This is a genomic window from Actinomadura sp. WMMA1423 (assembly GCF_006547145.1).
In the GTDB taxonomy this organism is placed as follows: Bacteria; Actinomycetota; Actinomycetes; order Streptosporangiales; family Streptosporangiaceae; genus Spirillospora.
In genome coordinates this window covers 2,575,928-2,601,627 of sequence record NZ_CP041244.1, presented here as the reverse complement: position 1 = coordinate 2,601,627, position 25,700 = coordinate 2,575,928, and the positions used below count along the sequence as shown (strand labels likewise).

The window sequence follows — 25,700 nt, the reverse complement described above, 5'->3', positions numbered from 1 at the left end:
GGCCAGGGGGCGGGACGGCGGGGCGACACCCGGGCGTCGCGATTGCGCTTTCGCGGCGAACGTCTGGCAGAATGACAGGCTGGAAACCCGGAATCGCGAGGCGCCCTCTCTCGTCCTGCGCGACCGGAGTCCATCGGACGGCCGTGAGCCGGTGTTCCCCACCTGGCACGGGCCCGTCCATCCCGTGATGAAGTTGGAGTACACCACACCCGTGGCAGTCAAGATCAAGCTCAAGCGTCTGGGGAAGATCCGGAACCCGCAGTACCGGATCGTCGTCGCCGACGCCCGCACCAAGCGCGACGGGCGGGCCATCGAGGAGATCGGGCTCTACCAGCCCAAGCAGGAGCCCTCGCTCATCAAGATCGACTCTGAGCGTGCGCAGTACTGGCTCGGTGTCGGCGCGCAGCCGACCGAGCCCGTCCTCAACCTGCTGAAGATCACCGGCGACTGGCAGAAGTTCAAGGGCGAGCCGGGTGCCGAGGGCACCCTCAAGGTCGCCGAGCCCAAGGCCGACCGCAAGGCCGCGTTCGAGGCCGCCGTCAAGGAGTCGCTGGGCGACGACGAGGCCGCCGGCACCGCGACCCGGGGCAAGAAGAAGGCCGAGCCGAAGAAGTCGGAGGCGAAGGCCACCGAGACCGACGAAGCCAAGAGCGAGGGCTGACGTGCTCGAAGAAGCGCTCGAGCACCTGGTCCGCGGGATCGTGGAGAACCCGGACGACGTCCGGGTCCGCGCCCGCCGGATCAGGGGCGGCCGGGTCCTCGAGGTGCGCGTGCACCCCGAGGACCTCGGGAAGGTCATCGGCCGCAGCGGTCGCACCGCCAAGGCCCTCCGCACGGTGATCAGCGCCCTCTCCGGAGGCCGCTACGTGCGTGTCGACCTGCTCGACGTCAACGAGGTCCGCTGAGTGGCGTCCCGATGAGCGAACCGCTCGTGGTGGGACGGATCGGACGGCCCCACGGGGTCCGGGGCGAGGTCGCCGTCGACGTTCGCACGGACGAGCCGGAGTCCCGGTTCGCCCCGGGCACGGCGATCGCCACCGACCCCGTCGCCGCCGGTCCGCTCACCATCGAGCGGAAACGCTGGCATTCGGGACGCCTGCTCGTGCGCTTCGCCGGGATCGGCGACCGCGACGCCGCGGAGGAACTGCGCGGTACGTGGCTCGTCGTCGATCCCGGTGACATCTCCCCGTCCGCCGATCCGGACGACTTCCACGACCAGGAGCTCCTCGGGCTCGCCGTGTTCACCGCGGACGGGGCCGAGGTCGGCCAGGTCGCGGACGTCCTGCACCACGGCCAGGACCTCCTTGTCGTGCGCGGGGCCGGAGGCGAGAAGCTGGTCCCCTTCGTGGCCGCGCTCGTCCCCGAGGTGGACGTTCCCGGGGGGCGGCTCGTCATCGACCCGCCCCCCGGCCTGCTCGACGAATCATGAGACTCGACATAGTCACGATCTTCCCCGAGTACTTCGCCCCCCTGGACATCTCCCTCCTGGGCAAGGCTCGGCGCACCGGACTCCTGGACGTCCGCGTCCACGACCTGCGCGACTGGACCCACGACCGTCACCGCACCGTCGACGACACCCCCTACGGCGGCGGTCCCGGCATGGTCATGAAACCCGACCCCTGGGGCGAGGCCCTCGACGCCCTGGTCCCCAGGTCCGACAACCCCACCCCCTCCAGCGGCCCCCCGTCCGACGACAGCGCGTCGACCGACAAGACGCCTCCCGGTGGTGCGCCTCCCGGCGGCGGTGCGTCGGCCAGCGAGACGTTCACCGGTGGTGTGTCGCCTGGTGGGGCGGTTTCCGGCAGGGGTGCGCCTCCCAGCAGCGGTGCGTCGGCCAGCGAGATGTTCACCGGCGGTGTGTCGCCTGGTGGGGCGGTTTCCGGCAGGGGTGCGCCTCCCGGCGGCGGTGGGTCGCCCGGCGATGGTGCGTCGGCCGGGGAGATGGCGTCCGGGCGGGTGCCGCGGCTGATCATTCCGACGCCCAGCGGGCGGCCGTTCACGCAGGCGGACGCGGTGCGGTACGCGGCCGAGCCGTGGCTGGTCTTCGCCTGCGGACGCTACGAGGGGATCGACTCCCGCGTCGCCGAAGAGGCCCGCACCCGGATGCCCGTGGACGAGGTCAGCCTGGGCGACTTCGTCCTGGCCGGCGGGGAGGTCGCCGTCCTCGTCATGGTGGAGGCGATCGGCCGCCTCCTGCCCGGCGTCCTCGGCAACGCCGACTCCGTCACCGACGACTCCTTCGCCCCCGGCGCCATGGAGTCGCTCCTGGAAGGCCCCGTCTACACCAAGCCCCCCGTGTGGCGTGAGCGGCCTGTTCCGGACATCCTCCTCTCGGGCCACCACGGCGCGATCGCCCGCTGGCGGCGCGACGAGGCGCTGCGGCGGACGGTCCGCCACCGCCCCGAACTGCTCTCCCGTCTGGCGCCGGAGGTCCTCGACGAGCACGACCGCGCCGTCCTGCGCGAGGCCGGTTTTCCGGTTGACGGCGAAGATATGGCAGACTGAGGCGTCCGTGCGTCCAGACCGCACGGCACCCGAAGACCACTCTCCGCGGCGCGACGCCCCCACGAAGGACCCACCGGGGCCTCTCGACGCCCGCGTTCGACCATGAGGAACCGCTGCGATGCACACCCTGATCCAGGAGATCGAGAAGGCCGCGATGCGTGCCGACGTCCCGGACTTCCGTCCGGGCGACACGCTGAAGGTGCACGTGCGTGTCACCGAGGGCAACCGGAGCCGTATCCAGGTCTTCCAGGGCGTGGTGATCCGGCGGCAGGGCGGCGGCGCCCGCGAGACCTTCACCGTCCGGAAGGTCAGCTACAGCGTCGGCGTCGAGCGGACCTTCCCGCTCAACAGCCCCTCCATCGACAAGATCGAGATCGTCACCCGCGGCGACGTCCGCCGCGCCAAGCTCTACTACCTGCGCAACCTGCGCGGCAAGGCCGCGCGCATCAAGGAGAAGCGCGAGCACTGAGCCGATGCACCACGACGCCCCGGGAACCCGCCACGGTGCCCGGGGCGTTGCCCGTTCTGGACCTAGTTGATCGACTTGGCCGTCGGCGACACGCCCGCGCGCAGCGACCCATGGGCCCCGCGCCGCTAGGCTTTCGCTTTGATGACTGACGAGGACGATCGGAGAGACGTGCGATCCGAAGCCGAGGGCGCGGCGCCCGAAGAGAAGGAGCCCGTCGACTCGGCCGATGAGACGGCCGACGGCCCCGAAGACGACGGCAAGCGCAAGAAGAAGCAGGGCTCCTTCTGGAAAGAGCTTCCCGTCCTCATCGTGGTCGCCGTCGTGCTGGCCCTTGTCATCAAGGCGTTCGCGGTCCAGGCGTTCTACATCCCGTCCGGCTCCATGGAGAACACCCTCCAGGTCGGCGACCGCGTCCTCGTGAACAAGATCGTCTACCACACGCGGGACATCGCCCGCGGTGACGTCATCGTCTTCAACGGCCTCGACTCCTGGGACCCCGAGGTCCAGGTCAACGAGCCCAGCAACCCCGTCTCCAAGGCGCTGCGCGCCGTCGGCACCGCCTTCGGCGTCGCGCCCAACGAGAAGGACTACATCAAGCGCGTCATCGGCATCCCCGGCGACCACATCAAGTGCTGCGACGCCAAGGGCCGCGTCACCGTCAACGGCGTCCCCCTGGAAGAGAAGTCCTACCTCTTCACCGATCCGATCACCCACGAGCAGAACAAGCCCTCCAACGACCCCTTCGACGTCACCGTGAAGCCGGGTCAGCTCTGGGTGATGGGCGACCACCGGGAACTGTCCTACGACTCCCGCTCCCACCGCGGCGACCCCGGCGGCGGCACCATCCCGGTCGACCGCGTCATCGGCCGCGCCTTCGTCATCGTCTGGCCTCTGGACCGCCTCGGCACCCTGCCGATCCCGAACACCTTCAAGCAGCCCGGCCTGGAGAAGACCGGCGCCGCCGCCGCCCTCCCCGCCGCTCCGTACGCCTTGGGCATCCTCTGCACCCTGCCCCTCGCCTACCTCAGACGCCGCCGCCACCAAAGACCCTGACCCCTGCAGGGCGGCCCCCCGAAACTCCAGCACCCCGCAGGCCCGGACCCACCAACACCGGCCACGCACCCACAAGCGGCTGGGGCAGCTCGGCCAACAGAGGGCGACACGCGCCCAGAGAAGCGTCCCCCGTTCCCCAACCGCCCTTCGGCAAGGGAAGGCGCCCGAACACGCCCGGCCGCAGAGAGCGTGCCCCGCAGGCCAGGCGGTGACCGGTCCTCCGGTCGCCCTCCGGCAGGGCCAGGCGCCCGAACCCCGCCGGCCGCAGAGAGCGTGCCCCGCAGGCCAGGCGGTCAGGAGCGGGCCTCCTCCAGGAGCGGTTACTCGTGGGCGTCGGCTACGGCCACAGCGGTGGCCATGTTGCGTCGGCCGCCTGGACAGCGTCGGGTCGAACGGCCTCGGCGGTGGCTGGGAGTGATCGGGAGCCCCGTTCACTCCGGTTCCCGGTACCACGAGCCTTCTGGGACGTCGCATCCGGCGGCAGTGCCATGTGAGCGTCAGTCGGACTGCAAACTCTGGCCAATTCGTATCTGTTGAGTCCGCGCCGCCTCGGACGTCCCTTGGGAAGCCACCCCGACGCCAGCGCGAACTTCATCCGCGCCTTGGGTGCCCTGGACTTCGGGGAAGGGCTTAGGGGCCCTCGGGCTCGAACGCCTTGAATGCCTCGGCCCGGCTCTACCTGGCCCCGCCGTGACGTCTTCACCGGCGTCGTCAAGGTCTGCACCGGCGGGAGCGGGCCTCCGGTGGCCGCCCGTTTAGAAATCTGACTGCTCCATGGCCAGGGGCGGCTTGCGTCGCTGTGAGGGGGCTGGGAGGTCGGATCGTCGCCGGCCGAACACGTCTGGCTCGGTCTGCGGCGCGGCGGGCCAGGCGCTGATGAATGTTCCCAGGACGGGTGCCGACGGCGCTGCCGCCGTTCCAGGACAACGCCGCCAAATGACCGGCGCGGGGGGCATCGGGGACGCACTCTGCCCTTTGGTCGGCGAGAAGGTGTGCGATGGCCGCCCTCTGGCCTGGGTGGTTTTCGGTGTGGTGGGGCATACGTGGGTAAGGGCGGCGTTCGGGGAGCGGTCGGGGGTTGCTGGGACGTACGCTGCGGAGCATGAACGGTCGTCCACTCCGTTTCACGCCGCGCCGGGACGCAGGGCTGTTCGCATACGAGCGGGCTCTCGGTCACGCCGGTTTCAGCCCCGTCGCCGGCGTCGACGAGGCAGGGCGGGGAGCGTGTGCGGGGCCGATGGTCGTCGCCGCGGTGATCCTCCAGGGCGGACGGGGCAGGATCGAAGGCCTCACGGATTCCAAGCTGCTCACCCCCGCGCGCCGGGAACGGCTGTACGGGGAGATCACCGAGCGCGCCTACGCGTGGAGCGCCGTGGTCATCCCGTGCCACGACATCGACCGGATCGGGCTGCACCGGTGCAACGTCACCGGGATGAGGCGGGCCCTGGCCGCTCTCGACAAGCGCCCCGCATATGTGATCAGCGACGGGTTCCCGGTGCCGGGGCTGGACGTCCCCGGCCTCCCGATGATCAAGGGTGACCAGGTCGCGGCCTGCGTCGCGGCGGCGTCCATCGTCGCGAAGGTCACCAGGGACCGGATCATGGTGGATCTCCATGAGAGGTATCCCGAGTACGGCTTCGACGTCCACAAGGGCTATGTGACCCGCGCGCACGGCAAGGCGCTCGCCGCGCACGGCCCGTGTCCTGAGCATCGGTTCTCCTACGTCAATGTCGGGCGTGCCTTGCGCGACAATGGAGATGTGGTCCTAGAGGAGGAGACCGAGGGGGATCTCCCCGACGAGGACCGCACGGAAGGGGCACGAGCGTGAGCGCGGAGGATCTCGAGAAGTACGAGACGGAGATGGAGCTCCAGCTCTATCGCGAGTACCGCGACGTCCTCGGGCTGTTCACCTACGTCGTCGAGACCGAGCGCAGGTTCTACCTCACGAACTCGGTCGACCTCCAGGTGCGCAGCGTCGACAACGGCGAAGTCTTCTTCGAGGTCACCATGCAGGACGCGTGGGTCTGGGACATGTACCGCCCCGCCCGCTTCGTCAAGAACGTGCGGGTCGTCACGTTCAAGGACGTCAACGTCGAGGAACTGGCGAAGAGCGACTTCGAACTCCCCGCCGACCAGTAGGACGAGGCCGGGCAGTGCTCGACTGGCCCCCGTCTCGTCGCGCCTGGGGCACAGCGACCGTGCCCTCCAGCGTCATGCTCGCCGACCGCTCTGCCAGGGGCCACCCGCAGGCCCCATCTGACCTCGCCTATGACGCGGAGGCGGCCGTCCTCTCGTCGGGCCGGGGCGCAGCCGCGTCGGGTTCCTCGGCCGCGCTTCCCACAGGAGCGCTGCCAGGGTCCGGTCGTTCTGGGATTGATCGCCGCGATTCATCAGAGCTCTTAGGGGTGGTCGTTGTCGGCGTCGGCATGTGGGGTTGGGCAGTGGGCGCGTCCCCCTTCCTTTTGCGCCGCAGGTGCGCTGTCCGAGGTGATGTGTGGGGGATCGCTGCGGTCGTGGGGCTCATGGCGTTAGTCGGTGTCGGTGTCGGTGTCGGTGTGTGTGAGTGGGCGGTGGGGAGCTGGGCAGGGTGATCGCTACGGTCATCCGGGCCCCCGGGATTGGTCGGTGCCTGCGTTCGCGCGGTCGGGAGCGGGTGGGCTGTTCGACCTGCCGGACTTCGTCAGGCGCCAGCCTGAGGACGTGCGCTCTACGAAGCCACCTGCGGCCAGCAGGCCGAGCTTGGCGTTGACGGTGTTCAAGCCCACGCCCGCCTTGACGGCCAGCTGGGCGGGCCCGGTGGTGCCACGCGCCGGGAACGCCTCCAGAACGGAACGGGTGACCGGTTCCAGGCGGTCGCGGGGCAGGACGGGAGTGGCGGGCGGCGGGGCCAGGTCGGCGCCGATGCGGCCGACGGCCTCGATGATCTCTTCGGGGCGGGTGACCAGGGTGGTCCCCTCCTCCCGCAGGAGGCGGTGGCAGCCGATCGAGGAGCGGGAGGTGATCGGACCCGGCACGGCCATGACCACGCGGCCGAGCTTGACCGCCCAGCCGGCGGTGTTGAGGGCGCCGCTGCGCGCCTCCGCCTCGACGATGACCGTGCCGCGGGAGAGGGCGGCGATCACCCGGTTGCGGACGAGGAAGCGCAGGCGGTGCGGGTGCGTGCCCGGAGGCGACTCGCTCACCAGGAGCGTCCGCCGCGCCATCTCGGCGAAGAGCCCCTCGTTGGACGCCGGGTAGGGGACGTCCACACCGTTCGCCAGGACCGCGACGGTCGGGCCGTCGGCGGCCAGGGAACCGCGGTGGGCCGCCGCGTCGATGCCGAGGGCACCGCCGGAGACCACCGTCCAGCCCCGGTCGGCGAGCTCGGACGCGAACTCTGCGGCGGCGCGCAGGCCGTACGGGGACGCGGCGCGGGAACCGACGATGGCGACCGAACGCAGGCAGCTGTAGCGCAGGTCGCCGGGGCCGCGCAGCCACAGGGCGTACGGGCGCCCTGTGCCGAGGTCGTCGAGGGTCGTCGGCCATTCGGGATCTCCCGGGCAGATGAGGCGGCCGCGGAAACGGGCGCACACGGCCATGTCCTGGTCGGGTTCGGCGGCGATGAGCCGGATCCGCCAAGTGTCGAGACGCCGTGCCTCCTGGGGCGTGGCCGCCAGGCCGTTGGGCAGGCGGGTGGTCCGGATGGCCTCCAGCGCGCCTTCGGGGCCGCAGTGGTCGATCATGCGGTTGAGAAAGGCGTCGCCGGGTTCGGCGACCGCGGTCAGGGTGGCGCGGGCGGTTCGCTCGTCGCTCATTGGCGCCCCGCTGACCAGAGGGTGAGCGCGCCGCCGACATCGTCGGGTGCGGGCTCGTCATGACCCGCGAGGTCGGCGATCGTCCAGGCCACCCGCAGGACACGGTCGAGACCGCGCGCGCTGAGCGTCCCCCTATGCAAGGCCTCGTCGACGCCGTGCATCGCGTCCTGGGACGGGGTGAAGCGCCGGCGCAGCTCCGGCCCGGGGACCTCGGAGTTGGACCGCCACGGGGTGCCGGACAACCGCCTCAACGTTCTTTCGCGGGCCGACATGACCCGATCGGCCACCACCTTGCTCGACTCGGCGAACTCCAGGTCGTAGCGGAGTTCGGCGCGGCTGGCCGGGGTGAGCTCCAGCTTGAGGTCGACGCGATCGAGGAGGGGACCGGACAACCGGCTGGCGTACTTGCGGCGGACGCCCGGGGCGCAGGAGCAGTCGATCTGCTTCGCCGCGGCGCACGGGCACGGGTTCGCCGCGAGGACGAGAGTGAACCGCGCCGGGAAGTGCGCCATGCCCTCGATGCGGCTGATCCGCACTTCGCCCTCCTCCAGCGGCTGCCGAAGGGCGTCGAGCGTCCCGGCCATGAACTCGGGGGCCTCGTCCAGGAACAGGATCCCGCGGTGAGCGAGGGAGACCGCGCCCGGTTGGAGCACGCGTCCGGAACCGCCGCCGACCATCGAGGCGCGGGAGGCGGTGTGGTGCGGCGCGTAGAACGGCGGCTGCGTGATCAGCGGCTGGCCCGGCCGGAGGGTCCCGGCGACGGAGTGGATGGCGGTGACCTCCAGGGCGACCTCCGGTTCGAGGGGCGGCATCAGCGTCGGGAGCCGTTCCGCGAGCATGGTCTTCCCGCAGCCCGGAGGGCCCGCGAAGAACAGGTGGTGCCCTCCCGCGGCGCTGATCTCCAGGGCGCGTCGGGCCTCGGCCTGGCCCCGTACGTCGGCGAGGTCGAGGTCGGGGGCGATCTCCTGCTGCCGCAGGGCGAGCCCGTTCGGGGGCGAGGCGGTGGCCTCCTGGTCCTCGTCCTCCTCGATGGGCGGTGGCTCGTCGCGCAGCAGGCACAGGAGCCCGCGAAGGGTGCCCGCCGACACGACCTTCATGTCCGGGACGAGTTCGGCCTCCGCGGCGTTGGCGCGCGGGATCACGACCGTGCGGCACCCCCGGTTGGCGGCTGCCAGCACCGCGGGTAGTACGCCCTGAATGGGGCGGATGCGCCCGTCCAGGCCCAGCTCGCCGATCAGCACCAGGTCGGCGCAACCGCGCGGCGGGACGACCTCCGCCGCCCCGAGCAGGGCAATCGCTATGGCCAGATCGAAGGCCGATCCCTTCTTCGGCATGCTCGCCGGGAACAACGAGACCGTGACGTGGCGGTTCGGCCAGTCCTCGCCGGAGTTGAAGATCGCGGCCCGGACGCGGTCACGGGCCTCGCTGAGGGCGGTGTCGGGGAGGCCGACGAGGTGCAGCCCGGGCACTCCGCTGGTAATGGCCGCCTCTACGTCTACGACGAATCCGTCCACACCGACCAGGGAGACCGAACGCGTCTTCGCCAGCGTCATTCAGCACACCTCCCGGAGATGATCGATCGAGAAGGCGTCGCCGTCGCCGATCAGGCCGAGCACGTCGACCCGCATCGAAGTGCCGCCGACGCCGTGCGCGGCGGCCCACCGCCATGCCAGCCGCCGTAAGCGGGCGGCCTTGTCGGCGGTGATCGCGTCGAGCGGATCACCGAAGCGGTTGGATCGGCGGGTCTTCACCTCGCACGCGATGTGCCCCCGTCCGTCGTGGGCGACGATGTCGAGTTCGCCCTCCTGGCAGCGCCAGTTGCGGTCGAGGATCGTCCAGCCGAGCCCGGCCAGGTACTCGGCGGCGGCGTCCTCGCCGCGGCGTCCGAGATCGATGTGGGTGTTCATGGGGCTCACCTCCGGCCTTCGACGGTGCCGGAGTGCGGCGGAGAGTAGTCGCAGAACGACGTTCTGTGGATAACGCTCTGAGGGGGCTGCCGGTCGACCCGAAGAACATCGCCCGCGCCTACCAGGCGATCCTCGCCCCATTCCGGGTGATTCGCTCGAAACCGGGGTTCGGTGCTTGCTTCGGTCGTGGCCTTGGCCCAGCGTGGCGCGTGTGACCAACGCGCTGGAGGACGCCGTCGACGAGTTCGGGCGCCATCTGCGCGCCGAACGGGACGTCTCGCCCCATACTCTGCGGGCCTATCTCGGTGACCTGGCCGACCTCTGCGCCTACGCCGCCCTCGCCGGTCTCACCGAGCCCGCGGAACTGGACATCACGGTGCTGCGGGCATGGCTCGCCCGGCAACACGCCCTCGGCCGTTCCCGGGCGACCCTGGCCCGCCGCACGGCGGCGGTCCGCGCGTTCACCCGCCACCTCCACCGGCGGGGGCTCCTTGAAGACGATCCCGGTCTGCTGCTCGGCACGCCCAAACGGCTGCGTGATCTGCCGACGGTGCTCACGCAGGACGATGCGGCGCATCTCCTCGACACCGTGGACCCTGAAGGCCCCCTGGGACTCCGCGACCTGGCCGTCCTGGAGGTCCTCTACGGGACGGGCGTTCGCGTGAGCGAACTGTGCGGGCTCGACATAGACGACTTGGACACCGGACGTGGAACCGTACGAGTCCTGGGGAAGGGCGGGCGTGAGCGCACGGTCCCGCTAGGGGAGCCGGCTTCCCGCGCCGTCCAGGATTGGCTGCGCGCCGGACGTCCCGCCCTCGCGACCGAGAGCAGCGGCCCCGCCCTCTTCCTTGGTGCGCGCGGAGGCCGCCTGCATCCCACGAGCGCGCGTCGGATCGTCCACGCGCGGATCTCGGAGGTCGGGCAGATTCCGGACATCGGCCCGCACGGCCTCCGCCACTCCGCCGCCACCCACCTCCTGGAAGGCGGCGCCGATCTCCGGAGCGTCCAGGAGATCCTCGGGCACGCCTCTCTGCAGACGACCCAGATCTACACGCACGTGTCAGCCGAACGCCTGAGACAAGTCCACCGCCAAGCCCACCCCCGTGGAACCCGCTCCGACTAGCGCCCTAGAAGCAGGCCCAGAAGGTCCAGCAGATCCGGGCGAGGTCCGATGGTGTCTTGGATCCCGCTGGGGTCGCCGATGCAGGCGGTTGGTGTCCTCCGCTTCCCTCCAAGCGCACGAGCGGCTGGTTGTGGCCGCTCGCGGGGTGCGGAGTGGGGCTGCCGCCCGGCTTGTGGAGCCGGGCGGCAGGAGTGGGGGACGGGTCAGGGGGCGCGGCGTAGGCGGCGTTCCTGGGAGAGGTTGATGACGCCCGGAGGCTGACGGCGGCGACGGTGCAGGCGGAAGCGGATGCGGGTTCGACGCCATAGGAAGGCCAGGGCGAAGGACAGGACCATCCCCGTGAGCGCGCCGCCTGTGGCCGTGGCGGCGTCCCGCAAGGCCATCCTCGGCTGCGCGGAGGGCGGATCTGGGGGTCGGGGGACCGCCGACGGTGAGGGCTGCCGCCAGAGGGGCAGGAGGCGGACCTGGTGCTGGACGAGGTTGAGCGGGTTCAGGTAGAGGGCGCCGCGGCGCAGGCCCCAGTGCAGGCACGCCATGGGGCAGTGGAGTAACCCGTGCTGCAGGACGCCGATGCGCGTGCCGGACGTCACGCGTCGGCCCACGTGGACGCTCGGCCGGACGGGCAGGTAAGTGGTCCGCAGGGCGCCGTGGTCGATCGCCACGACGCCCCGTCCGGCCAGATCGTCGGCGTAGGCGACACGGCCCGGCCCGGCGGCGTAGACGGCCTGCCCGGGGCCGGCCGCGAGGTCGACGCCGCGGTGGCCCGCGGCCCACGGGACGGGCGGCGGCGAGAATCCCCGGACCACCCGGGGCGCGGGCGGCCCTAACGGCCAGCGCCAGGCTTGCGGGCCGGGAGACCCGATGGCGATCATGCACGTCAGGAGCAGCGAGAACACGGTCATGCACCGAACCCTGCCGTCCGCGGGGCACCGCGTCGACGGTGTTCGCGAACTGTGGATAACCGCTCGGATCGATGGGGCCCGGACACTTTCGCGCCCTGATAATCTGTAGGGGTGTCCGAAAGGACATCGGTCAGGGCCAGGCCGTCGTCGTCCCGCTCTCGCGGGCAGGCGAGAAGCCGCTCTCGGAGCGGACGGGACCCAGACCCGGAGACGGGTCACAGCCGCCTGGAGGTATCCCGGCGGCTGATTTCACGCGTCCGCATGCCACCGCAATCCTGGTGGGGCGCAGTCCCTCGGTCCGTCGCCTCGGCGACGGTGGGGCAGCACCCGGGCGCAGGCAGACAACCAAATGCGGCCCGGCAGGGCCAGAGAAGGAGAACACGGGCAATGGCACCCGTCGTCACCATGCGGCAGCTCCTCGAGAGCGGCGTCCACTTCGGCCACCAGACCCGCCGGTGGAACCCGAAGATGAAGCGCTTCATCCTCACCGAGCGCAACGGCATCTACATCATCGACCTGCAGCAGTCGCTGTCCTACATCGACCGCGCGTTCGAGTTCGTCAAGGCCACCGTGGCCCACGGCGGCACGATCCTGTTCGTCGGCACCAAGAAGCAGGCCCAGGAGTCCATCGCCGAGCAGGCCACCCGGGTCGGCATGCCCTACGTCAACCAGCGCTGGCTGGGCGGCATGCTCACGAACTTCTCCACCGTCCACAAGCGGCTCACCCGGCTCAAGGAGCTGGAGGAGATCAACTACGACGACGTGGCCGGCTCCGGCATGACCAAGAAGGAGCTCCTCGGCCTGCGCCGCGAGAAGGACAAGCTGGAGCGCACCCTCGGCGGTATCCGCGACATGGCGAAGGTTCCGAGCGCCATCTGGATCGTGGACACCAAGAAGGAGCACATCGCGGTCAACGAGGCCAAGAAGCTCGGCATCCCGGTCGTGGCCATCCTCGACACCAACTGCGACCCCGACGAGGTCGACTACCCGGTCCCGGGCAACGACGACGCCATCCGCAGCGTCAGCCTGCTGACCCGCGTCGTGGCCGACTCCGTCGCGGACGGCCTCATCGCCCGCGCGGGCGCCGCGTCCGGTGGCGACGAGAAGCCCGCCGAGGGCGCCGCGGCCGCCGGCAGCGAGCCCCTGGCCGAGTGGGAGCGCGACCTGCTGAAGCCCGGCGAGGCCGACGGCGCCGCGCAGGCGCCCGCCGAGGCCCCGGCCGAGGCTCCGGCTGAGGCTCCGGCCGAGGCGTCGGCCGAGACTCCGGCTGAGGCGCCCGCCGAGTCCCCGGCCGAGACGCCCGCTGAGGCCCCGGCCGAGGCCCCGGCCGAGGCGGCCGCGAGCGCCGAGGCCGCCCCGGCCGAGGAGGCCCCGAAGGCCGCCGAGGACGAGCAGGCTTGATCCCGCGGTCCCGGCGGCACCCGCGCGGGTGCCGCCGGGACCGTCGCGGGTCACACGACCAACGACGAGAGAAGCGAAGAGAGCGATGGCCAACTTCACCGCCGCTGACGTCAAGCGGCTGCGCGACCTGACCGGCTCCGGCATGATGGCCGTGAAGAACGCCCTCACCGAGGCCGACGGCGACTTCGAGAAGGCGACCGAACTGCTGCGCCTCAAGGGCGCCAAGGACGTCGGCAAGCGCGCCGAGCGCACCGCCGCCAACGGCTTGGTCGCCGAGCACTTTGCGGGCTCCGGTGACGGGGCGCTCCTGGAGCTCAACTGCGAGACCGACTTCGTCGCCAAGAACGCGCAGTTCATCGAGCTCGCCCAGCGCCTGGTCGAGTTCGCCGCCGGCAGCGGCGCCGCCGACGCCGACGCCGTGCTGGCCGCCGAGATCGAGCCGGGCAAGACCGTCCGGGCCCTGATCGAGGAGAACAGCGCCAAGATCGGCGAGAAGCTGGAGCTGCGCCGCTTCGCCCACTTCCAGGGCGCCTATGTGGCCAGCTACCTGCACAAGTCCGACCCGTCCCTGCCGCCGACCACCGGCGTGCTGGTCGAGCTGGACACCGAGAACGCCGAGGTCGCCAAGGACGTCGCCCAGCAGATCGCGGCGATGGCCCCCAAGTACCTCACCCGCGAGGAGATCCCCGCCGAGGCGATCGAGAAGGAGCGGGCGCTCGCCGAGCAGCTCACCCGCGACGAGGGCAAGCCCGAGCAGGCCATCCCGAAGATCGTCGAGGGCCGGGTGAACGCCTACTTCCGCGACTTCGTGCTCGTGGAGCAGGCGTTCGTGAAGGACAACAAGAAGACGATCGCGAAGGTCCTCGACGAGGCCGGCGTGAAGGTCGTCCGCTTCGCCCGGTTCAAGGTCGGGCAGGCATAAGGGCACTCTGGAGACGAGTACCCCGAAAGACGCAGCGATGCAACGAGGAGGCCGCCGACGTGCCGGACAAGACGACCAGTAGCGCGACGGCGGCCTCGTCGTCCCGCCAGCACGCGCCCCGCGCGGGCTGGAAGAGGGTGCTGCTGAAGCTCTCGGGCGAGGCCTTCGCCGGACGCGACCCGCTCGGCATCGACCCGGAGGTCGTCCAGCACGTCGCCGAGGCGATCGCCGAAGCCGTCCGGGACGGCGTGCAGGTGGCGGTCGTGTGCGGCGGCGGCAACATGTTCCGCGGCGCCGTCATGGCCGAGCGCGGCATGGACCGCGGCCGCGCCGACTACATGGGGATGATCGGCACCGTCATCAACTGCCTGGCCCTGCAGGACTTCCTGGAGAAGCTGGGGCTCGACACGCGCGTGCAGACGGCCATCACCATGAGCCAGGTGGCCGAGCCCTACATCCCGCGCCGCGCCATGCGGCACCTGGAGAAGGGCCGCGTGGTCATCTTCGGTGCCGGTCTCGGCCAGCCCTTCTTCTCCACCGACACCACCGCCGCGCAGCGCGCGCTGGAGATCGGTGCGGAGGCGGTGCTGAAGGCGACGCAAGTGGACGGCGTCTACGATGCCGACCCCCGAAAGAATCCAGACGCGGTCAAGTTCGACCGTTTGGAATACGGTGAAGTTCTACAGCGGGGCCTGAAGGTCATGGACGCCACGGCCATCAGCCTCTGCATGGACAACGCGCTCCCCATCGTGGTCTTCGACCTCATGGGGCAGGGCAACATCGTCCGGGCCGTCCGGGGTGAGAAGATCGGCACGCTGGTCAGCCCGGCGGAGGGCTGACCGCAGCCCACGTCCGCGCCGGACGCGGCGCGGAACCGCAGGACCAGGGCCGACCAGATGACACGGGAGTCACAGTGATCGACGAGACCCTCCTCGAAGCCGAGGAGAAGATGGAGAAGGCGGTCGCGGTCGCCAAGGAGGACTTCCAGGCCATCCGCACCGGCCGCGTCACCCCCGCGATGTTCAACAAGATCACCGCCGAGTACTACGGGACGCCGACGCCGATCAACCAGCTCGCGTCGTTCACGCTGCCCGAGCCGCGCATGGTCATCGTCCAGGTCTTCGACAAGTCGTCCATGCAGGCGGTGGAGAAGGCCATCCGGGACAGCGACCTCGGCGTGAACCCCACCAACGACGGCAACGTCATCCGGGTCGTGTTCCCCGACCTGTCGGAGGAGCGCCGCAGGGAGTTCATCAAGGTCGCCGGCACCAAGGCGGAGGAGAGCCGGGTCTCCATCCGCAACATCCGCCGCCGTGCCAAGGACGCCCTCGACAAGCTCGCCAAGGACGGTGAGGTCGGCGAGGACGAGGTCAGGCGTGCCGAGAAGGAACTCGACGACACGACGCACCGCTACGTGGCGCAGATCGACGAGATGCTCGAGCACAAGAAGGCCGAACTGCTCGAAGTCTGATGGAACTCGACGACGCCGGGGAGCCCTCGGGCTCCCCGGACGAGCCGGAGGTCGACATGTCCGGCCCACCCCCCGGAGAAGCACTGGACTCGCCCCCCGGGCAGGGACCGGACGGCTCCGGCGACCCCGCGCCTCCCGGCGACCCGGCGCCCGGCGGCGAGTCGACGCCGCCTGGCGGCGTGACGTCCGCGGGGAAGCGTGAAAGCAGGACAGGGCGGAACCTTCCGCTCGCCATAGGCGTGGGCCTCGCACTCGGCGCCCTCGTCCTGCTCTCGCTCTACACGGTCAAGGAGATCTTCCTTGGCGTGATGGTCGTGTTCCTGTTCCTCGGCATGCGGGAAGTGACCGAGGCGTTCAAGAGCCGCGACATCCGCGTCCCGTTCATCCCCGTCGCGACCGGCATGGTCGGCACGCCCGTCGTCGCCTACGTGTGGGGCGCCACGGCGACCGTCGCGGCGGTTTCGCTGACGGTCCTGGCACTGCTGATGACGCGCATGACCGAAGGCGCGGCCGGATACGTGCGCGACGTCACCGCCGGGTCGCTCGTGGCAGGCTACCTGGTGCTGATGGGCGGCATCGTCGCGCTGCTCATGCGCCCGGAAGACGGCGACCACCGCATCGTCATCTTCATCGCCACGACCGTCGCCAGCGACATCGGCGGCTACTTCGCCGGGTCCTTCCTGGGCAGGCACAAACTGGCGCCCGCGATCAGCCCGAAGAAGACCTGGGAGGGCGTCACCGGATCCGCCATCACCTGCATGGCCGTCGGCGGATGGCTGGTGTGGTGGCTCCTGGACGGCGGCCATGTCTGGCAGGGCGTGATCATCGGGCTCGCCGCCGTGGTCACCGCCACCGCCGGCGACCTCGTCGAATCGATGATCAAGCGGGACCTCGGTATCAAGGACATGGGAACGCTCCTGCCCGGCCACGGCGGGGTGATGGACCGCCTCGACTCCCTCGTCGCGACCGCCCCCGTCGTCTGGCTGCTGCTGGAGCTGTTCGTCCCCAGCTAAGGCGGCCTTAGGAGGCGCCCCAGGGCCGTCTACCGGTCGGCTGCCTGCGGCGGGTCTCCTTAGGAGACGATCCAGGAGCGGCCCTGCTGGGCGAGACGCCGTATGAGCGCGTCCGACCCCTCGCTCTTGGCGAAGCGGTGCTCCTCACCCGTGATGGGCACGAGCCACAGCCAGCGGACGGCGTCCCCGTTGAGCGTCAGGCCGGTCACCGCAGGCGCCCCAGGGCCCGCGAGACGGTTCGGGTCGTCCAGGAGGAGCACACCCTCCCAGGACGACTCACCGCTCCCCAGGGGGAACGTGCGCGCCTCGTGGTACCACTTGACGACGTCCCCTGGGGCGAACCAGGTCACCGACCGCCAGGGGTACTGCGCCAGCCACGGGAAGATGCTCCCCGCTCGCTGGCTGGGAAGGGTGCTGGCGACGGCCAACTCGATACGTCCGTACGGGGCGACGTCGTCCTCGTAGAGTTCGACCGTGGGCATCCGCTGGCGGCTCATCCCTACCGTGCTCAGGACGGTGAACTCCCGGGCGCCCATTGCGGGCCGCTCCGACACACCCACAGTCGGGGCCACACTCGGCCTACCGCTCGCCAGTTGCCGTCCGACGTCGTGCCAGTAGTGGCCACTAGGGCCGAGACGTTGGAGCAGGTGGCCGAGCACCGATTGCTGGAACTCCGCCCACGACCCGTCCGCGCGGCACCTCTTCCAGTGCTCGCGAGCCTGGTCGATGCGCGGTCCGAAGTCCTCGATCTCCTCGTCCAGGGGGAAGGCGAACGGGCTCTGCAGCGTGGCGTCGCGGGCGTAGCCGGGGATGCCTCGTCCCATGTCGGACCAGCCGGGGATCACCAGCAGCGGGTCGCCCGCCTCCAGGACGGCGACTCCGTCGCCCTCCTCGAACCACACGATCTCCAGGGCCTCGGGGTCCAGGGCGGGGCGGCCTTCGGGGTGGCGCACATGGGTCTCCGGCAGGAGCGGCGTGAGCCCCGCCTCCAGCCGCGACCGGTCCAGTTCCCGCGGGGCCTTGCGATGGTTCGCGACCCAGACCGCTCCGACCACCGAGTCGCGCGCGTCCTTCAGGTAGGCCGCGGTGACCTCGCCGTCGGTCTCGACGATGAGCCGGCGGCTGCCGTACGGGCTGGCCGCCGCGTGCACCACCGTGGCCGCCGACCCCCGGGGCGAGCCGGTGCCCCTGCGCAATACCGACATGATCGAGACCTTAGCCGCAGACAAAGGCCATGCGCAGGAATGTCGCCGTTCGGTGATGGCGCCGCCGGGAGGCGGGGGAGCGGCGGCACGTCATGGACGGACGATGCACGCGCAGGTGTTTGCGACACTGGAAGGACCATGTCTACCACCCAGCCCGCCGCGACCGGCACCGCGTCCGAGAAGACCCCGGCGAAGCTCGTCTTCGCCGCCCCCAGGCGCGGCAAGCCGCCGAGGCACCTCGCCGACCTCACCGCGGCCGAGCGCCGCGAGGCGGTCGCCGCGCTGGGGGAGAAACCGTTCCGCGCCGACCAGCTGTCGCGCCACTACTTCGCGCGCCTCGTCGACGACCCCGCCGAGATGACGGACCTGCCGGCCGCCGTCCGTGAACGCCTCGTCTCCGAGCTGCTGCCCTCGCTGCTGACCCCGGTGCGCGAGCTGGACTGCGACGGGGGGACGACCCTCAAGACCGTCTGGAAGGCCTTCGACGGCGTCCTGTTCGAGTCGGTCCTGATGCGCTACCCGGATCGGGCCACGATGTGTGTCTCGTCCCAGGCGGGCTGCGGGATGAACTGCCCCTTCTGCGCGACCGGTCAGGCGGGCCTCACGCGCAACCTGTCCACTGCGGAGATCGTCGAGCAGGTCGCGGCCGGTGCGCGCGCACTCGCCCGCGGACGCATCCCAGGCGGGCCCGGACGCGTCTCCAACATCGTCTTCATGGGCATGGGCGAGCCCCTGGCCAACTACAAGGCCGTGATAGGCGCGGTCAGGCGCATCACCGATCCGGCACCCGCCGGGCTGGGCATCTCCCAGCGTTCGGTGACGGTCTCCACGGTCGGGCTCGTTCCGGCCATCGAGAAGCTCGCTGCGGAGGACATGTCGGTCAGGCTGGCCGTCTCCCTGCACGCGCCCGACGACGAGCTCCGCGACGACCTCGTGCCCGTGAACAACCGGTGGAAGGTCTCGGAGGTGCTGGACGCGGCCTGGGCCTACGCCGACCGGAGCGGCCGCCGCGTCTCGATCGAGTACGCCCTCATCAAGGACGTCAACGACCAGGCCTGGCGGGCCGATCTTCTCGGAAGGCTCTTGCGCGGTCACCTCGTGCACGTCAATCTGATTCCGTTGAACCCAACGCCGGGTTCCAAGTGGACCGCCTCCCGGCCCGAGGACGAGCGCGAGTTCGTCCGGCGGCTGGAGGCCCACGGGGTCCCGGTCACGGTGCGCGACACTCGGGGCAGGGAGATCGACGGGGCCTGCGGGCAGCTGGCCGCGGCGACCAAGGACTGAGCGCGCCGCCGGTGCGTCCCTGGCGCCGCGCGGGGCGCGGGGACACGGCTGAGGAGCGCGGTGCCGGTGAGGACGGGTACACGGCTGCCGGTGGTCTTGCGGGGCTATGACCGGGACCAGGTCGACGCCCTGCTGAAGCGGGTCTCGCAGGCGCTGAACGGCGGACCGCCGGTGTCCGCGGACGAGGTGCGCCAGGCGCGCTTCACCACCGTCCTTCGCGGCTACGAGCACCGCGCGGTGGACGAGCTGCTCCGCGAGTGCATCAGGGAGCTCCAGGCCATGGCGCCCTTCGGGGAGCGTCCCGGCCGCACGCGCGCCCAGCCGGCCTGGCTGATCAACTGGATCCAGAACGCGCGGTTCTCGGGCGCCGGCCTGCGCCCCGGCTACGACGTCCGGGACGTCGACGCGTTCCTCGACCGCGTGATCTCCGGACTGCGCGGGCTCGCCCCGCCCGTGACCGCCCGCGACGTGCGGGAGAGCGCGTTCCGCACCGTCCGGCTCGGGCCCGGGTACGACGAGCAGGAGGTCGACCGCTTCCTGCTGCAACTGTCGGCCGCGCTCGAACGCTGACGAGGTTATCCACAATCTCGCGGGATGCTGCGCTCCGCGTGAGCGGCGGGCCACGCTACGTGCATGGATCCCCTCACCGCACAGCACCGGCGGCTCCGAGCCCTCCTCGACGCCTTCCTCGGCCCCGAGATCACCGCCATCCTCCTGCCCCTGATCAAACCCGCGCTGCGCCTTTCCGCACGCGGCGAAGTGCCCGTCCGCCTTGGCGGCGCACCGCTGCTGCCCGCGGACGAGCCGTGGCCCGGGTGGAACGGCCGCCCGCTCGACTTCTTAGGCGCGATCGACCTGGCGGGCCTCGCCCGCCTGGCCGAGATCCCCGGCCTTCCGGCCTGCCGCGCCGCGTTCTACTACGCGAGCGAGACACCCCGCCCCTGGGGTGACGACCCCGGTCACCGCGGCGGCTGGCGCGTGTTCACAGGGGACCTCCGCCCGGCGACCCCGCCGCCGGGCAGCCTCTCCTATCCGGAGACCACGCTGGGCGCCGCTCCCTTCCTCTCCCTGCCCTCTCCGCAGGAGGCCGTCGTCCAGCGCTTGGAGAGCGTGTACGACGGCATCGTGCCGGTGTACGAGCAACTGCACGCCGCCTGGACGCGCCACACATGCCCCGACGACGCACCCGCGCACCAACTGGGCGGCTGGCCGACGCTCGTCCAGCGTCCGCTCGGCCCCGACTGCCTGTACGCCTCGACCGGCCGCACGCTGAACTCCCTCGGTCCTCCGGCCCTCACCCCGGACGAGCAACGCGCGGTAGAGGAATGGGACCTCCTGCTCCAACTCGACTCCGACGACCGCCTCGGCTGGTACTGGGGCGATCCGGGCCGCGTGTACTTCTGCAACCGCCGTGACACCCCCTTGGAGCAGACATGGCTGACCGTCCAAGCGGCGTGACACGCCCTGGCCGCTCCGCCGTGGACCGCCGGGCATGGCGAACCGGGCCCAGCGAAGGCGGCTGGGTGAGGTCGAGTTGTTCGGTCGGGTGGTCAGGAGGTGCGGCGGGGGGCGGTGAGGAGGTAGGCGGTGCCCACGACCGCGGACCAGAGCAGCAGGTGGAGGGCGGTGGCCGGGAAGTGCGAGACGAAGGCGCTCGGGCCGTCGCTGGCCGCGCGCATCCAATCGATCATCGGGACGGACAGCCAGGAGAGCCGTCCCATGCCGAGGAGCAGGAGCGCGGCCGCGCCGCCGAGGAGCGCCAGCAGCGAGACGCCCGGATGGGGGAGGACGGCCCGGCTCGTCCATGCCCCGAGCAGCGTGCCCGGGACGGCGACGAGGAGGTTCAACGCGCAGCCCGCCAGGACGGCCCGCCCTGGCGAACCGGCCTGGAGGGCCTGGATGAAAGGGACGGCCAGTGCCACGACGCCAAGCGAGATGTTCACGCCGTACGCGGCGAGCAGACCGGCCCACATGGGTGCGGACGGGCGGCGGGCCGCGGTGGCGGTCAGGGAGCGCTGCTCGTCGGGCTGCGTGTCGAGGAGGGCGCGGGCCGCCCACGCCCACACGGGGAACATGAGGGCCGCGACGTCCGCGAACGTCCGGACGGCGAGGGCGGGGGCGTCCGGGCCGCTCGGTCCCTGAGAGAGGATCAGCGCCACGGCCAGCGCCACGACGATCAGGGGCTGCAGGACGCGCAGAGAGCGAAGGTAGCCCGCCACCTGGAACCGGACGAGCGCGATCACTCTTCGCGCCTTCGGACCCGGTAGCCGTCGGCGCGCAGCTTCGTTTCGACGGTCTCGGCCTCGTCCCCGGGCACCTCGACCTCCAGCACGGTCCAGGCTTCGACGCCCCCGGCCGCCGATCGGGTCACGGAGCCGTCGGCGACGTGCAGGCGGTCTACGCCGGGCATCGCCTCGATGCAGCGCTGGTGGTCGCTGACGATGACGGTGGAGCCGCGCGCCGCGAACTCCGAGATCAGGTCGGGGAGCGCGTCGCGTGTGGCGGTGTCGAGGCCGGCGAAGGGCTCGTCGAGGATCAGCAGCTCGGGGTCGGCCATGAGCGCCTGCGCGAGCCCGATCTTCTGCGCGCTGCCCTTCGACAACTCGGACAGCCTGACGTCGAGAAGGTGCTCGAAGCCCAGCCGCTCCGCCCAGCCGTCGCGGGCGGCCTGGGGGACGCGTCGCATGGCCGCCATGTGCCCCAGATAGGCGCGGACGCTGAACGGCTGGTCCACCGGGAACCGCTCAGGCGCGTATCCGACCCGTGCGGGGCGGTCCTTGACGGCGCCCGCTCGCGGCCTGCGCAGACCGGCCATCACGCGGAGAAGAGTGGACTTCCCCGCGCCGTTGCGTCCGGTCACCTCGGTCACACTTCCTTCCGGAAGTGACAACGTGACGTCCCGGAACACCCACGGGTCCCGCCGACGATAACGAAAGGCGACACGCTCCAGCCGCATGGCACCCAGACGCTAGGGGCCTCCGCATAAGGACGGCGTTAGGCCCCCCAGAACCCCAGGGCCGCGGCCTTGTCGGTGGTGGCGCAAGGGGTTCCGCGCTATGCGTCCGTCGCAGTGTGGATGCCCCTCTCGGAGCTGTCGACCGGAAACAGCCGGCGCCAAGGTCGAGAGCGTTCTGTGAGGTCTGCCTGTGCTCGAGGGCCTCGCCGCTTCCGGGAGCCGAGGGGTGTGTCTTCGTTCTCGGTGGGGAGGGGTGGTGGTTGAACCGAGAGGCCTTGGGGGCTGGGTGTTCTGGAAGAGCTTGCCGGTTGTGGCGCGGAGGGCGGTTAGGCGGGGGTGTTAGGGCCTTGGAGAGGCGGGCTGCGTAGGTGGCGGCCTCGGAGTCGGAGGCGTATTTGTGGCGGGGCCAGAAGAAGCCGCGTAGGCCGTCCTTCGGGTTGCGGGGGACCACGTGCACGTGCAGGTGGGGGACGCTCTGGCTGATGCGGTTGTTCATGGCTACGAACGAGCCGGCCGCCTCGAGTGCGTCCTCCATCGCCTTCGCGAGGCGTTGAGCCTGGGCGAAGAACGGGCCGAGGAGGTCCTCGGGCAGATCGGTGAGGGTCTCGTAGTGCGTCCGCGGGACCAGGAGCGTGTGCCCCTTGAACAGCGGGCGGGTGTCGAGGAACGCCATCGCGTCCGGTGTGTCCAGGACGACGTGCGCGGGCCGCTCTCCCTTGACGATTTCGCAGAACAGACAAGCCTTGCTCGCAGCCTCAGCCATCCCCCCATTGTCCAGCCCCATCGGGCGGTCGGCCGGGCGGGGTCATCAGGGCCAGTGCCGTGTCCAGGGGTTGCGCGTCTCGGGGGCGAGGTGTGGTCGGGCTCCACCAGCGGATCGCGGCGATCTCGGGGGTGGGGGTGAAGGCGGTGTGGCGGGCGGGGGACTCGCCTGTGAAGAGGGCGGCGTACTCGTCGCGGGGCGGTGAGACGAGTTGGAAGCGGGCGTGGCCGGCGAGGGTGAGGGCGGGGAGGTGGAGGCCGGTCTCCTCGTGGAGTTCGCGCACCGCCGCATCCAGGGGCGACTCGCCCGGCTCGATCCGTCCGCCCGGGAGTTCCCATTGGCGGCGGCGGCGGTCGTAGACCAGCAGGAGGTGATGGTCGTGCCAGACCGCCGCCAGCGCCGCGGGCATCGGGGCGTCACCTGGGAGGGTGAGGGTGGCCGGGAGGAAGTCCGTCAGCGCGTTCCCTTGGCGGTCCTTCGCCAGCGGGGTCCTCCGGCCGTGCATGACGCGTCAGCTCAGGGCCATCAGGAAGGCCGTGTAGGGAGGGATCGGGTCGGGGGCGGGGGGCGCCGCCTCCTGCGCGGCGGCGTGTTCGTAGAGGTCGCGTTCGGCGCGGTCCAGGGCGGCTGACAGGACGTAGTCGGTGACCGTCCAGCCGATCAACTCGGCCGCCGTGCGGATCACGAGGAATTGCTCCGCGGTGGTCCGGAAGGCGATGTGATCGTCGGCGGGATCGACCGGAAGGTCCTGGCGAACCGACTCGGGCATGGCCGGTCTCCCTTCCTTGCGGCCTTTAAAAGTACGCCGCGAGGTGTTGCCTGGACATCCCCTCTGAGAACGAGAATCGTCGGGTGTCTGATGGAGTCAGCGGGTTCCCCAGGAGTAGGTCTGTTTGCGAAGTTTGAGGTAGACGAAGCTCTCGGTGGAGACGACGCCGGATATGGCGCGGATTCGGCCGAGAAGTTCCAAAAGGCGTTCGTCGTCCTCGCAGACGAGCTCCAGGAGGATGTCGAACGAGCCGGCGGTGATGACGACGTAGTCGATCTCGTCCAGGGCCGCGAGCTCGTCGGCGATCTTCTCCAGGTCGCCCTGGCACCTGACGCCGATCATCATCTGCCGGTGGAATCCGAGCATGAGCGGGTCGGTGACGCCGACGATCTGCATGACGCCCGTGTCGAGGAGCTTCTGCACGCGCTGGCGCACGGCGGCCTCGGAGAGGCCCACGGCCTTGCCGATGGCGGCGTAGGAGCGGCGGCCGTCCTGCTGGAGCTGCTCGATGATCTGCTTCGCCGTCTCGTCGAGCTGGACGCGGGGGGCCCGTTCCATCAGCATCTCCTACCTGCGGCATCGAGGGTGTGAGGCCTCTAGGTCAAGTGAATCAGTCGTGAAACTGGATCGTAACAACGGAATCACTTGTGTTGGACTGAATCCTCTGTCAGGGTCGGGCCAACAGGACACAACGGGCGAAGATGCCCAGGAGGGACCTGAGGATGAGCGGCGAGCGGCTGCGCAACTTTATCGGCGGAGAGTACGTCGACGCCAAGGACGGGCGGACGCTGGAGGTGGTCGACCCCAGCACCGGCGAGACGTACGCGGAGGCGCCCGTGTCCGGCGCCGAGGACGTCGACGCCGCGTTCCGCGCGGCGGCCGACGCGTTCCCCGCCTGGCGCGACGCCACGCCGGGGGAGCGGAGCCTCGCGATGCTCCGCTTCGCGGACGCGGTCGAGAAGCGCGCGGACGACCTCGTCAGGGCGGAGAGCCGGGACACCGGCAAGCCGCTCCAGATGACCCTCGAGGAGGAGGTGCCGCCGATGGTGGACAACCTCCGGTTCTTCGCAGGCGCGTCCCGCGTGCTGGAGGGCAAGGCGTCCGCCGAGTACATGGCCGACCACACCTCCTCGATCCGGCGGGAGCCGATCGGGGTGTGCGCCCAGGTGACCCCCTGGAACTACCCGATGATGATGGCGGTCTGGAAGATCGGGCCGGCGCTCGCGACGGGCAACACCGTGGTGCTGAAGCCGTCCGAGACGACCCCCGCGAGCACGCTGATGCTGGCGGAGATCGCGGCCGAGTTCCTGCCCCCGGGCGTCTTCAACGTCATCTGCGGCGACCGCGACACCGGGCGTTCGCTGGTGGAGCACCCGACGCCGCAGATGGTCTCCATCACCGGGAGCGTGCGGGCCGGCATGGAGGTCGCCGCGTCGGCGGCCAAGGACCTCAAGCGGGTGCACCTGGAGCTCGGCGGCAAGGCGCCGGTGGTCGTGTTCGACGACGCCGACGTGGAGGCGGCGGCGACGGGCATCGCCGAGGCCGGGTACTTCAACGCCGGCCAGGACTGCACGGCGGCCACCCGCGTGCTGGTCGCCGAGCGGCTGCACGGGGAGTTCACCGAGGCGCTCACCGAGGCCGCCAAGGGGACGGCCGTCGGGCCGCCCAGCGACGCCGACGCCTTCTACGGGCCGGTGAACAACGCGAACCAGCTGGAGCGCGTCCAGGGGTTCATCGAGCGGGCGCCCAGCCACGCGAAGGTCCTCACCGGCGGCGAGCGGGTGGGGGACCGCGGCTACTTCTTCGCGCCGACCGTTGTCGGCGGCCTCAAGCAGGACGACGAGATGGTGCAGAACGAGGTGTTCGGCCCGGTCATCACCGTCCAGAGCTTCTCGGACGAGGCGCAGGCCGTCGAGTGGGCCAACGGCGTCAGGTACGGCCTCGCCGCGAGCGTGTGGACGCAGAACCACGGCCGCGCCATGCGCATGAGCAAGGCCCTGGACTTCGGCGCCGTGTGGGTCAACACCCACATCCCGCTGGTGTCGGAGATGCCGCACGGCGGCTTCAAGCATTCCGGCTACGGCAAGGACATGTCGATGTACGGAATCGAGGACTACACCCGCGTAAAGCACGTCATGCACTACATCGGCGGTTGAGCGCCGC

General features: G+C 70.8%; 27 protein-coding genes and 3 pseudogenes. 19 read left to right on the top strand and 11 right to left on the bottom strand.

The window, feature by feature from the left end; translation table 11 throughout:
* Positions 1–211 precede the first annotated feature (211 nt).
* The 9 genes and pseudogenes from rpsP (at position 212) to FKD65_RS12010 (ending at position 6,166) form a co-directional block, all read left to right on the top strand.
* Positions 212–661: a 30S ribosomal protein S16 gene (gene rpsP, locus FKD65_RS12045; protein ID WP_141577564.1), complete on the top strand. Its 450-nt coding sequence runs from the start codon at positions 212–214 to the stop codon at positions 659–661.
* Position 662: 1 nt separating this feature from the next.
* Positions 663–905, top strand: a complete 243-nt coding sequence (locus FKD65_RS12040; RefSeq protein WP_021598307.1) for an RNA-binding protein — start codon at positions 663–665, stop codon at positions 903–905.
* A gap of 11 nt (positions 906–916) precedes the next feature.
* Positions 917–1,429 (top strand): ribosome maturation factor RimM, encoded by a 513-nt coding sequence (gene rimM / locus FKD65_RS12035; RefSeq protein WP_141577562.1) that lies wholly within the window; start codon positions 917–919, stop codon positions 1,427–1,429.
* A pseudogene (locus FKD65_RS44150) lies at positions 1,426–1,638 on the top strand (tRNA (guanosine(37)-N1)-methyltransferase TrmD); the annotation flags it as partial. The gene rimM and the pseudogene FKD65_RS44150, both read left to right, overlap by 4 nt.
* 321 nt (positions 1,639–1,959) lie before the next feature.
* A pseudogene (locus FKD65_RS44145) lies at positions 1,960–2,505 on the top strand (tRNA (guanine(37)-N(1))-methyltransferase); the annotation flags it as partial.
* Positions 2,506–2,623: 118 nt separating this feature from the next.
* Positions 2,624–2,974, top strand: coding sequence for a 50S ribosomal protein L19 (rplS, locus tag FKD65_RS12025; protein WP_141577557.1), 351 nt, complete (start codon positions 2,624–2,626; stop codon positions 2,972–2,974).
* A gap of 168 nt (positions 2,975–3,142) precedes the next feature.
* A complete protein-coding gene (gene lepB / locus FKD65_RS12020; RefSeq protein ID WP_240810104.1) occupies positions 3,143–4,027 on the top strand; it encodes a signal peptidase I in 885 nt (294 codons plus the stop codon).
* Positions 4,028–5,129: 1,102 nt separating this feature from the next.
* The gene (locus FKD65_RS12015) at positions 5,130–5,855 is read left to right on the top strand and encodes a ribonuclease HII (RefSeq protein WP_141577553.1); all 726 of its coding nucleotides are present in this window, start codon (positions 5,130–5,132) and stop codon (positions 5,853–5,855) included.
* Positions 5,852–6,166, top strand: a complete 315-nt coding sequence (locus tag FKD65_RS12010) for a DUF2469 domain-containing protein (RefSeq protein ID WP_141577551.1) — start codon at positions 5,852–5,854, stop codon at positions 6,164–6,166. The genes FKD65_RS12015 and FKD65_RS12010 overlap by 4 nt, the downstream gene beginning before the upstream one ends.
* A gap of 461 nt (positions 6,167–6,627) precedes the next feature.
* Here the strand turns inward: FKD65_RS12010 and dprA are convergent, their stop codons facing one another.
* From dprA to FKD65_RS11995, 3 genes are read right to left on the bottom strand one after another with little or no spacing between them, the layout of a single operon-like run.
* Positions 6,628–7,821: a DNA-processing protein DprA gene (gene dprA, locus FKD65_RS12005; RefSeq protein WP_141577549.1), complete on the bottom strand. Its 1,194-nt coding sequence runs from the start codon at positions 7,819–7,821 to the stop codon at positions 6,628–6,630.
* Positions 7,818–9,374, bottom strand: a complete 1,557-nt coding sequence (locus FKD65_RS12000; RefSeq protein WP_141577547.1) for a YifB family Mg chelatase-like AAA ATPase — start codon at positions 9,372–9,374, stop codon at positions 7,818–7,820. The genes dprA and FKD65_RS12000 overlap by 4 nt, the downstream gene beginning before the upstream one ends.
* Positions 9,375–9,728 carry a YraN family protein gene (locus FKD65_RS11995; RefSeq protein WP_141577545.1) on the bottom strand — a complete coding sequence of 118 codons (354 nt, stop codon included), beginning with the start codon at positions 9,726–9,728 and terminating at the stop codon, positions 9,375–9,377. It abuts the gene before it with no gap.
* A gap of 211 nt (positions 9,729–9,939) precedes the next feature.
* Here FKD65_RS11995 and FKD65_RS11990 point away from each other — a divergent pair, with 211 nt between their 5' ends.
* The gene (locus FKD65_RS11990) at positions 9,940–10,851 is read left to right on the top strand and encodes a tyrosine recombinase XerC (protein ID WP_240810103.1); all 912 of its coding nucleotides are present in this window, start codon (positions 9,940–9,942) and stop codon (positions 10,849–10,851) included.
* A gap of 203 nt (positions 10,852–11,054) precedes the next feature.
* On the opposite strand, the gene FKD65_RS11985 is transcribed toward FKD65_RS11990, so the two are convergent.
* Positions 11,055–11,753 carry a murein hydrolase activator EnvC gene (locus FKD65_RS11985; protein ID WP_205718637.1) on the bottom strand — a complete coding sequence of 233 codons (699 nt, stop codon included), beginning with the start codon at positions 11,751–11,753 and terminating at the stop codon, positions 11,055–11,057.
* A gap of 387 nt (positions 11,754–12,140) precedes the next feature.
* On the opposite strand from FKD65_RS11985, the gene rpsB reads away from it, so the two are divergent.
* The 5 genes from rpsB to FKD65_RS11960 all read left to right on the top strand — a co-directional run bounded on the left by rpsB (position 12,141) and on the right by FKD65_RS11960 (position 16,560).
* Positions 12,141–13,154, top strand: coding sequence for a 30S ribosomal protein S2 (gene rpsB / locus FKD65_RS11980; protein ID WP_141577540.1), 1,014 nt, complete (start codon positions 12,141–12,143; stop codon positions 13,152–13,154).
* Between the two features lie 85 nt (positions 13,155–13,239).
* Entirely contained in the window at positions 13,240–14,076 is an 837-nt protein-coding gene (gene tsf, locus FKD65_RS11975) for a translation elongation factor Ts (RefSeq protein ID WP_141577538.1), read from the top strand.
* Between the two features lie 59 nt (positions 14,077–14,135).
* Positions 14,136–14,915 (top strand): UMP kinase, encoded by a 780-nt coding sequence (gene pyrH, locus FKD65_RS11970; RefSeq protein ID WP_141577536.1) that lies wholly within the window; start codon positions 14,136–14,138, stop codon positions 14,913–14,915.
* Positions 14,916–14,989: 74 nt separating this feature from the next.
* The gene (frr, locus tag FKD65_RS11965) at positions 14,990–15,547 is read left to right on the top strand and encodes a ribosome recycling factor (protein ID WP_141577534.1); all 558 of its coding nucleotides are present in this window, start codon (positions 14,990–14,992) and stop codon (positions 15,545–15,547) included.
* On the top strand, positions 15,547–16,560 hold the full coding sequence (locus FKD65_RS11960) for a phosphatidate cytidylyltransferase (protein ID WP_240810102.1): 1,014 nt from the start codon (positions 15,547–15,549) through the stop codon (positions 16,558–16,560). Before frr ends, FKD65_RS11960 begins: the two co-directional genes overlap by 1 nt.
* A gap of 59 nt (positions 16,561–16,619) precedes the next feature.
* On the opposite strand, the gene FKD65_RS11955 is transcribed toward FKD65_RS11960, so the two are convergent.
* Positions 16,620–17,765 carry a suppressor of fused domain protein gene (locus FKD65_RS11955; protein ID WP_141577532.1) on the bottom strand — a complete coding sequence of 382 codons (1,146 nt, stop codon included), beginning with the start codon at positions 17,763–17,765 and terminating at the stop codon, positions 16,620–16,622.
* Between the two features lie 138 nt (positions 17,766–17,903).
* On the opposite strand from FKD65_RS11955, the gene rlmN reads away from it, so the two are divergent.
* The 3 genes from rlmN to FKD65_RS11940 all read left to right on the top strand — a co-directional run bounded on the left by rlmN (position 17,904) and on the right by FKD65_RS11940 (position 20,507).
* On the top strand, positions 17,904–19,049 hold the full coding sequence (gene rlmN / locus FKD65_RS11950) for a 23S rRNA (adenine(2503)-C(2))-methyltransferase RlmN (protein ID WP_141577530.1): 1,146 nt from the start codon (positions 17,904–17,906) through the stop codon (positions 19,047–19,049).
* A 66-nt stretch (positions 19,050–19,115) separates the two neighbouring features.
* Positions 19,116–19,619: a DivIVA domain-containing protein gene (locus tag FKD65_RS11945; RefSeq protein ID WP_141577528.1), complete on the top strand. Its 504-nt coding sequence runs from the start codon at positions 19,116–19,118 to the stop codon at positions 19,617–19,619.
* Positions 19,620–19,682: 63 nt separating this feature from the next.
* Positions 19,683–20,507 carry a DUF1963 domain-containing protein gene (locus FKD65_RS11940; protein WP_141577526.1) on the top strand — a complete coding sequence of 275 codons (825 nt, stop codon included), beginning with the start codon at positions 19,683–19,685 and terminating at the stop codon, positions 20,505–20,507.
* A gap of 92 nt (positions 20,508–20,599) precedes the next feature.
* Here the strand turns inward: FKD65_RS11940 and FKD65_RS11935 are convergent, their stop codons facing one another.
* From FKD65_RS11935 to FKD65_RS11910, 6 genes and pseudogenes are all read right to left on the bottom strand, one after another.
* Positions 20,600–21,292 (bottom strand): hypothetical protein, encoded by a 693-nt coding sequence (locus FKD65_RS11935; RefSeq protein WP_141577525.1) that lies wholly within the window; start codon positions 21,290–21,292, stop codon positions 20,600–20,602.
* Entirely contained in the window at positions 21,289–22,005 is a 717-nt protein-coding gene (locus FKD65_RS11930) for an ATP-binding cassette domain-containing protein (protein ID WP_141577523.1), read from the bottom strand. Before FKD65_RS11930 ends, FKD65_RS11935 begins: the two co-directional genes overlap by 4 nt.
* 448 nt (positions 22,006–22,453) lie before the next feature.
* Positions 22,454–22,768: pseudogene (locus FKD65_RS46235) on the bottom strand (HIT family protein); the annotation flags it as partial.
* Positions 22,761–23,273, bottom strand: coding sequence for an NUDIX hydrolase (locus FKD65_RS45480; protein WP_141577521.1), 513 nt, complete (start codon positions 23,271–23,273; stop codon positions 22,761–22,763). The pseudogene FKD65_RS46235 and the gene FKD65_RS45480, both read right to left, overlap by 8 nt.
* A 6-nt stretch (positions 23,274–23,279) precedes the next feature.
* Positions 23,280–23,537 (bottom strand): DUF1778 domain-containing protein, encoded by a 258-nt coding sequence (locus FKD65_RS11915; RefSeq protein WP_141577519.1) that lies wholly within the window; start codon positions 23,535–23,537, stop codon positions 23,280–23,282.
* A 96-nt stretch (positions 23,538–23,633) separates the two neighbouring features.
* Entirely contained in the window at positions 23,634–24,095 is a 462-nt protein-coding gene (locus tag FKD65_RS11910) for an Lrp/AsnC family transcriptional regulator (RefSeq protein ID WP_240810099.1), read from the bottom strand.
* A gap of 164 nt (positions 24,096–24,259) precedes the next feature.
* On the opposite strand from FKD65_RS11910, the gene FKD65_RS11905 reads away from it, so the two are divergent.
* On the top strand, positions 24,260–25,693 hold the full coding sequence (locus FKD65_RS11905; protein WP_141577515.1) for a gamma-aminobutyraldehyde dehydrogenase: 1,434 nt from the start codon (positions 24,260–24,262) through the stop codon (positions 25,691–25,693).
* The last annotated feature ends 7 nt before the right edge of the window (positions 25,694–25,700 follow it).

Coding starts and splice junctions, on each gene's coding strand:
- rimM (WP_141577562.1), top strand. CDS start 917: ATGAGCGAACCGCTCGTGGTGGGACGGATCGGACGGCCCCACGGGGTC.
- rplS (WP_141577557.1), top strand. CDS start 2,624: ATGCACACCCTGATCCAGGAGATCGAGAAGGCCGCGATGCGTGCCGAC.
- FKD65_RS12015 (WP_141577553.1), top strand. CDS start 5,130: ATGAACGGTCGTCCACTCCGTTTCACGCCGCGCCGGGACGCAGGGCTG.
- dprA (WP_141577549.1), bottom strand. CDS start 7,821: ATGAGCGACGAGCGAACCGCCCGCGCCACCCTGACCGCGGTCGCCGAA.
- FKD65_RS12000 (WP_141577547.1), bottom strand. CDS start 9,374: ATGACGCTGGCGAAGACGCGTTCGGTCTCCCTGGTCGGTGTGGACGGA.
- FKD65_RS11995 (WP_141577545.1), bottom strand. CDS start 9,728: ATGAACACCCACATCGATCTCGGACGCCGCGGCGAGGACGCCGCCGCC.
- FKD65_RS11985 (WP_205718637.1), bottom strand. CDS start 11,753: ATGACCGTGTTCTCGCTGCTCCTGACGTGCATGATCGCCATCGGGTCT.
- rpsB (WP_141577540.1), top strand. CDS start 12,141: ATGGCACCCGTCGTCACCATGCGGCAGCTCCTCGAGAGCGGCGTCCAC.
- tsf (WP_141577538.1), top strand. CDS start 13,240: ATGGCCAACTTCACCGCCGCTGACGTCAAGCGGCTGCGCGACCTGACC.
- FKD65_RS11960 (WP_240810102.1), top strand. CDS start 15,547: ATGGAACTCGACGACGCCGGGGAGCCCTCGGGCTCCCCGGACGAGCCG.
- FKD65_RS11955 (WP_141577532.1), bottom strand. CDS start 17,765: ATGTCGGTATTGCGCAGGGGCACCGGCTCGCCCCGGGGGTCGGCGGCC.
- rlmN (WP_141577530.1), top strand. CDS start 17,904: ATGTCTACCACCCAGCCCGCCGCGACCGGCACCGCGTCCGAGAAGACC.
- FKD65_RS11940 (WP_141577526.1), top strand. CDS start 19,683: ATGGATCCCCTCACCGCACAGCACCGGCGGCTCCGAGCCCTCCTCGAC.
- FKD65_RS11930 (WP_141577523.1), bottom strand. CDS start 22,005: ATGCGGCTGGAGCGTGTCGCCTTTCGTTATCGTCGGCGGGACCCGTGG.
- FKD65_RS45480 (WP_141577521.1), bottom strand. CDS start 23,273: ATGCACGGCCGGAGGACCCCGCTGGCGAAGGACCGCCAAGGGAACGCG.
- FKD65_RS11915 (WP_141577519.1), bottom strand. CDS start 23,537: ATGCCCGAGTCGGTTCGCCAGGACCTTCCGGTCGATCCCGCCGACGAT.
- FKD65_RS11910 (WP_240810099.1), bottom strand. CDS start 24,095: ATGGAACGGGCCCCCCGCGTCCAGCTCGACGAGACGGCGAAGCAGATC.
- FKD65_RS11905 (WP_141577515.1), top strand. CDS start 24,260: ATGAGCGGCGAGCGGCTGCGCAACTTTATCGGCGGAGAGTACGTCGAC.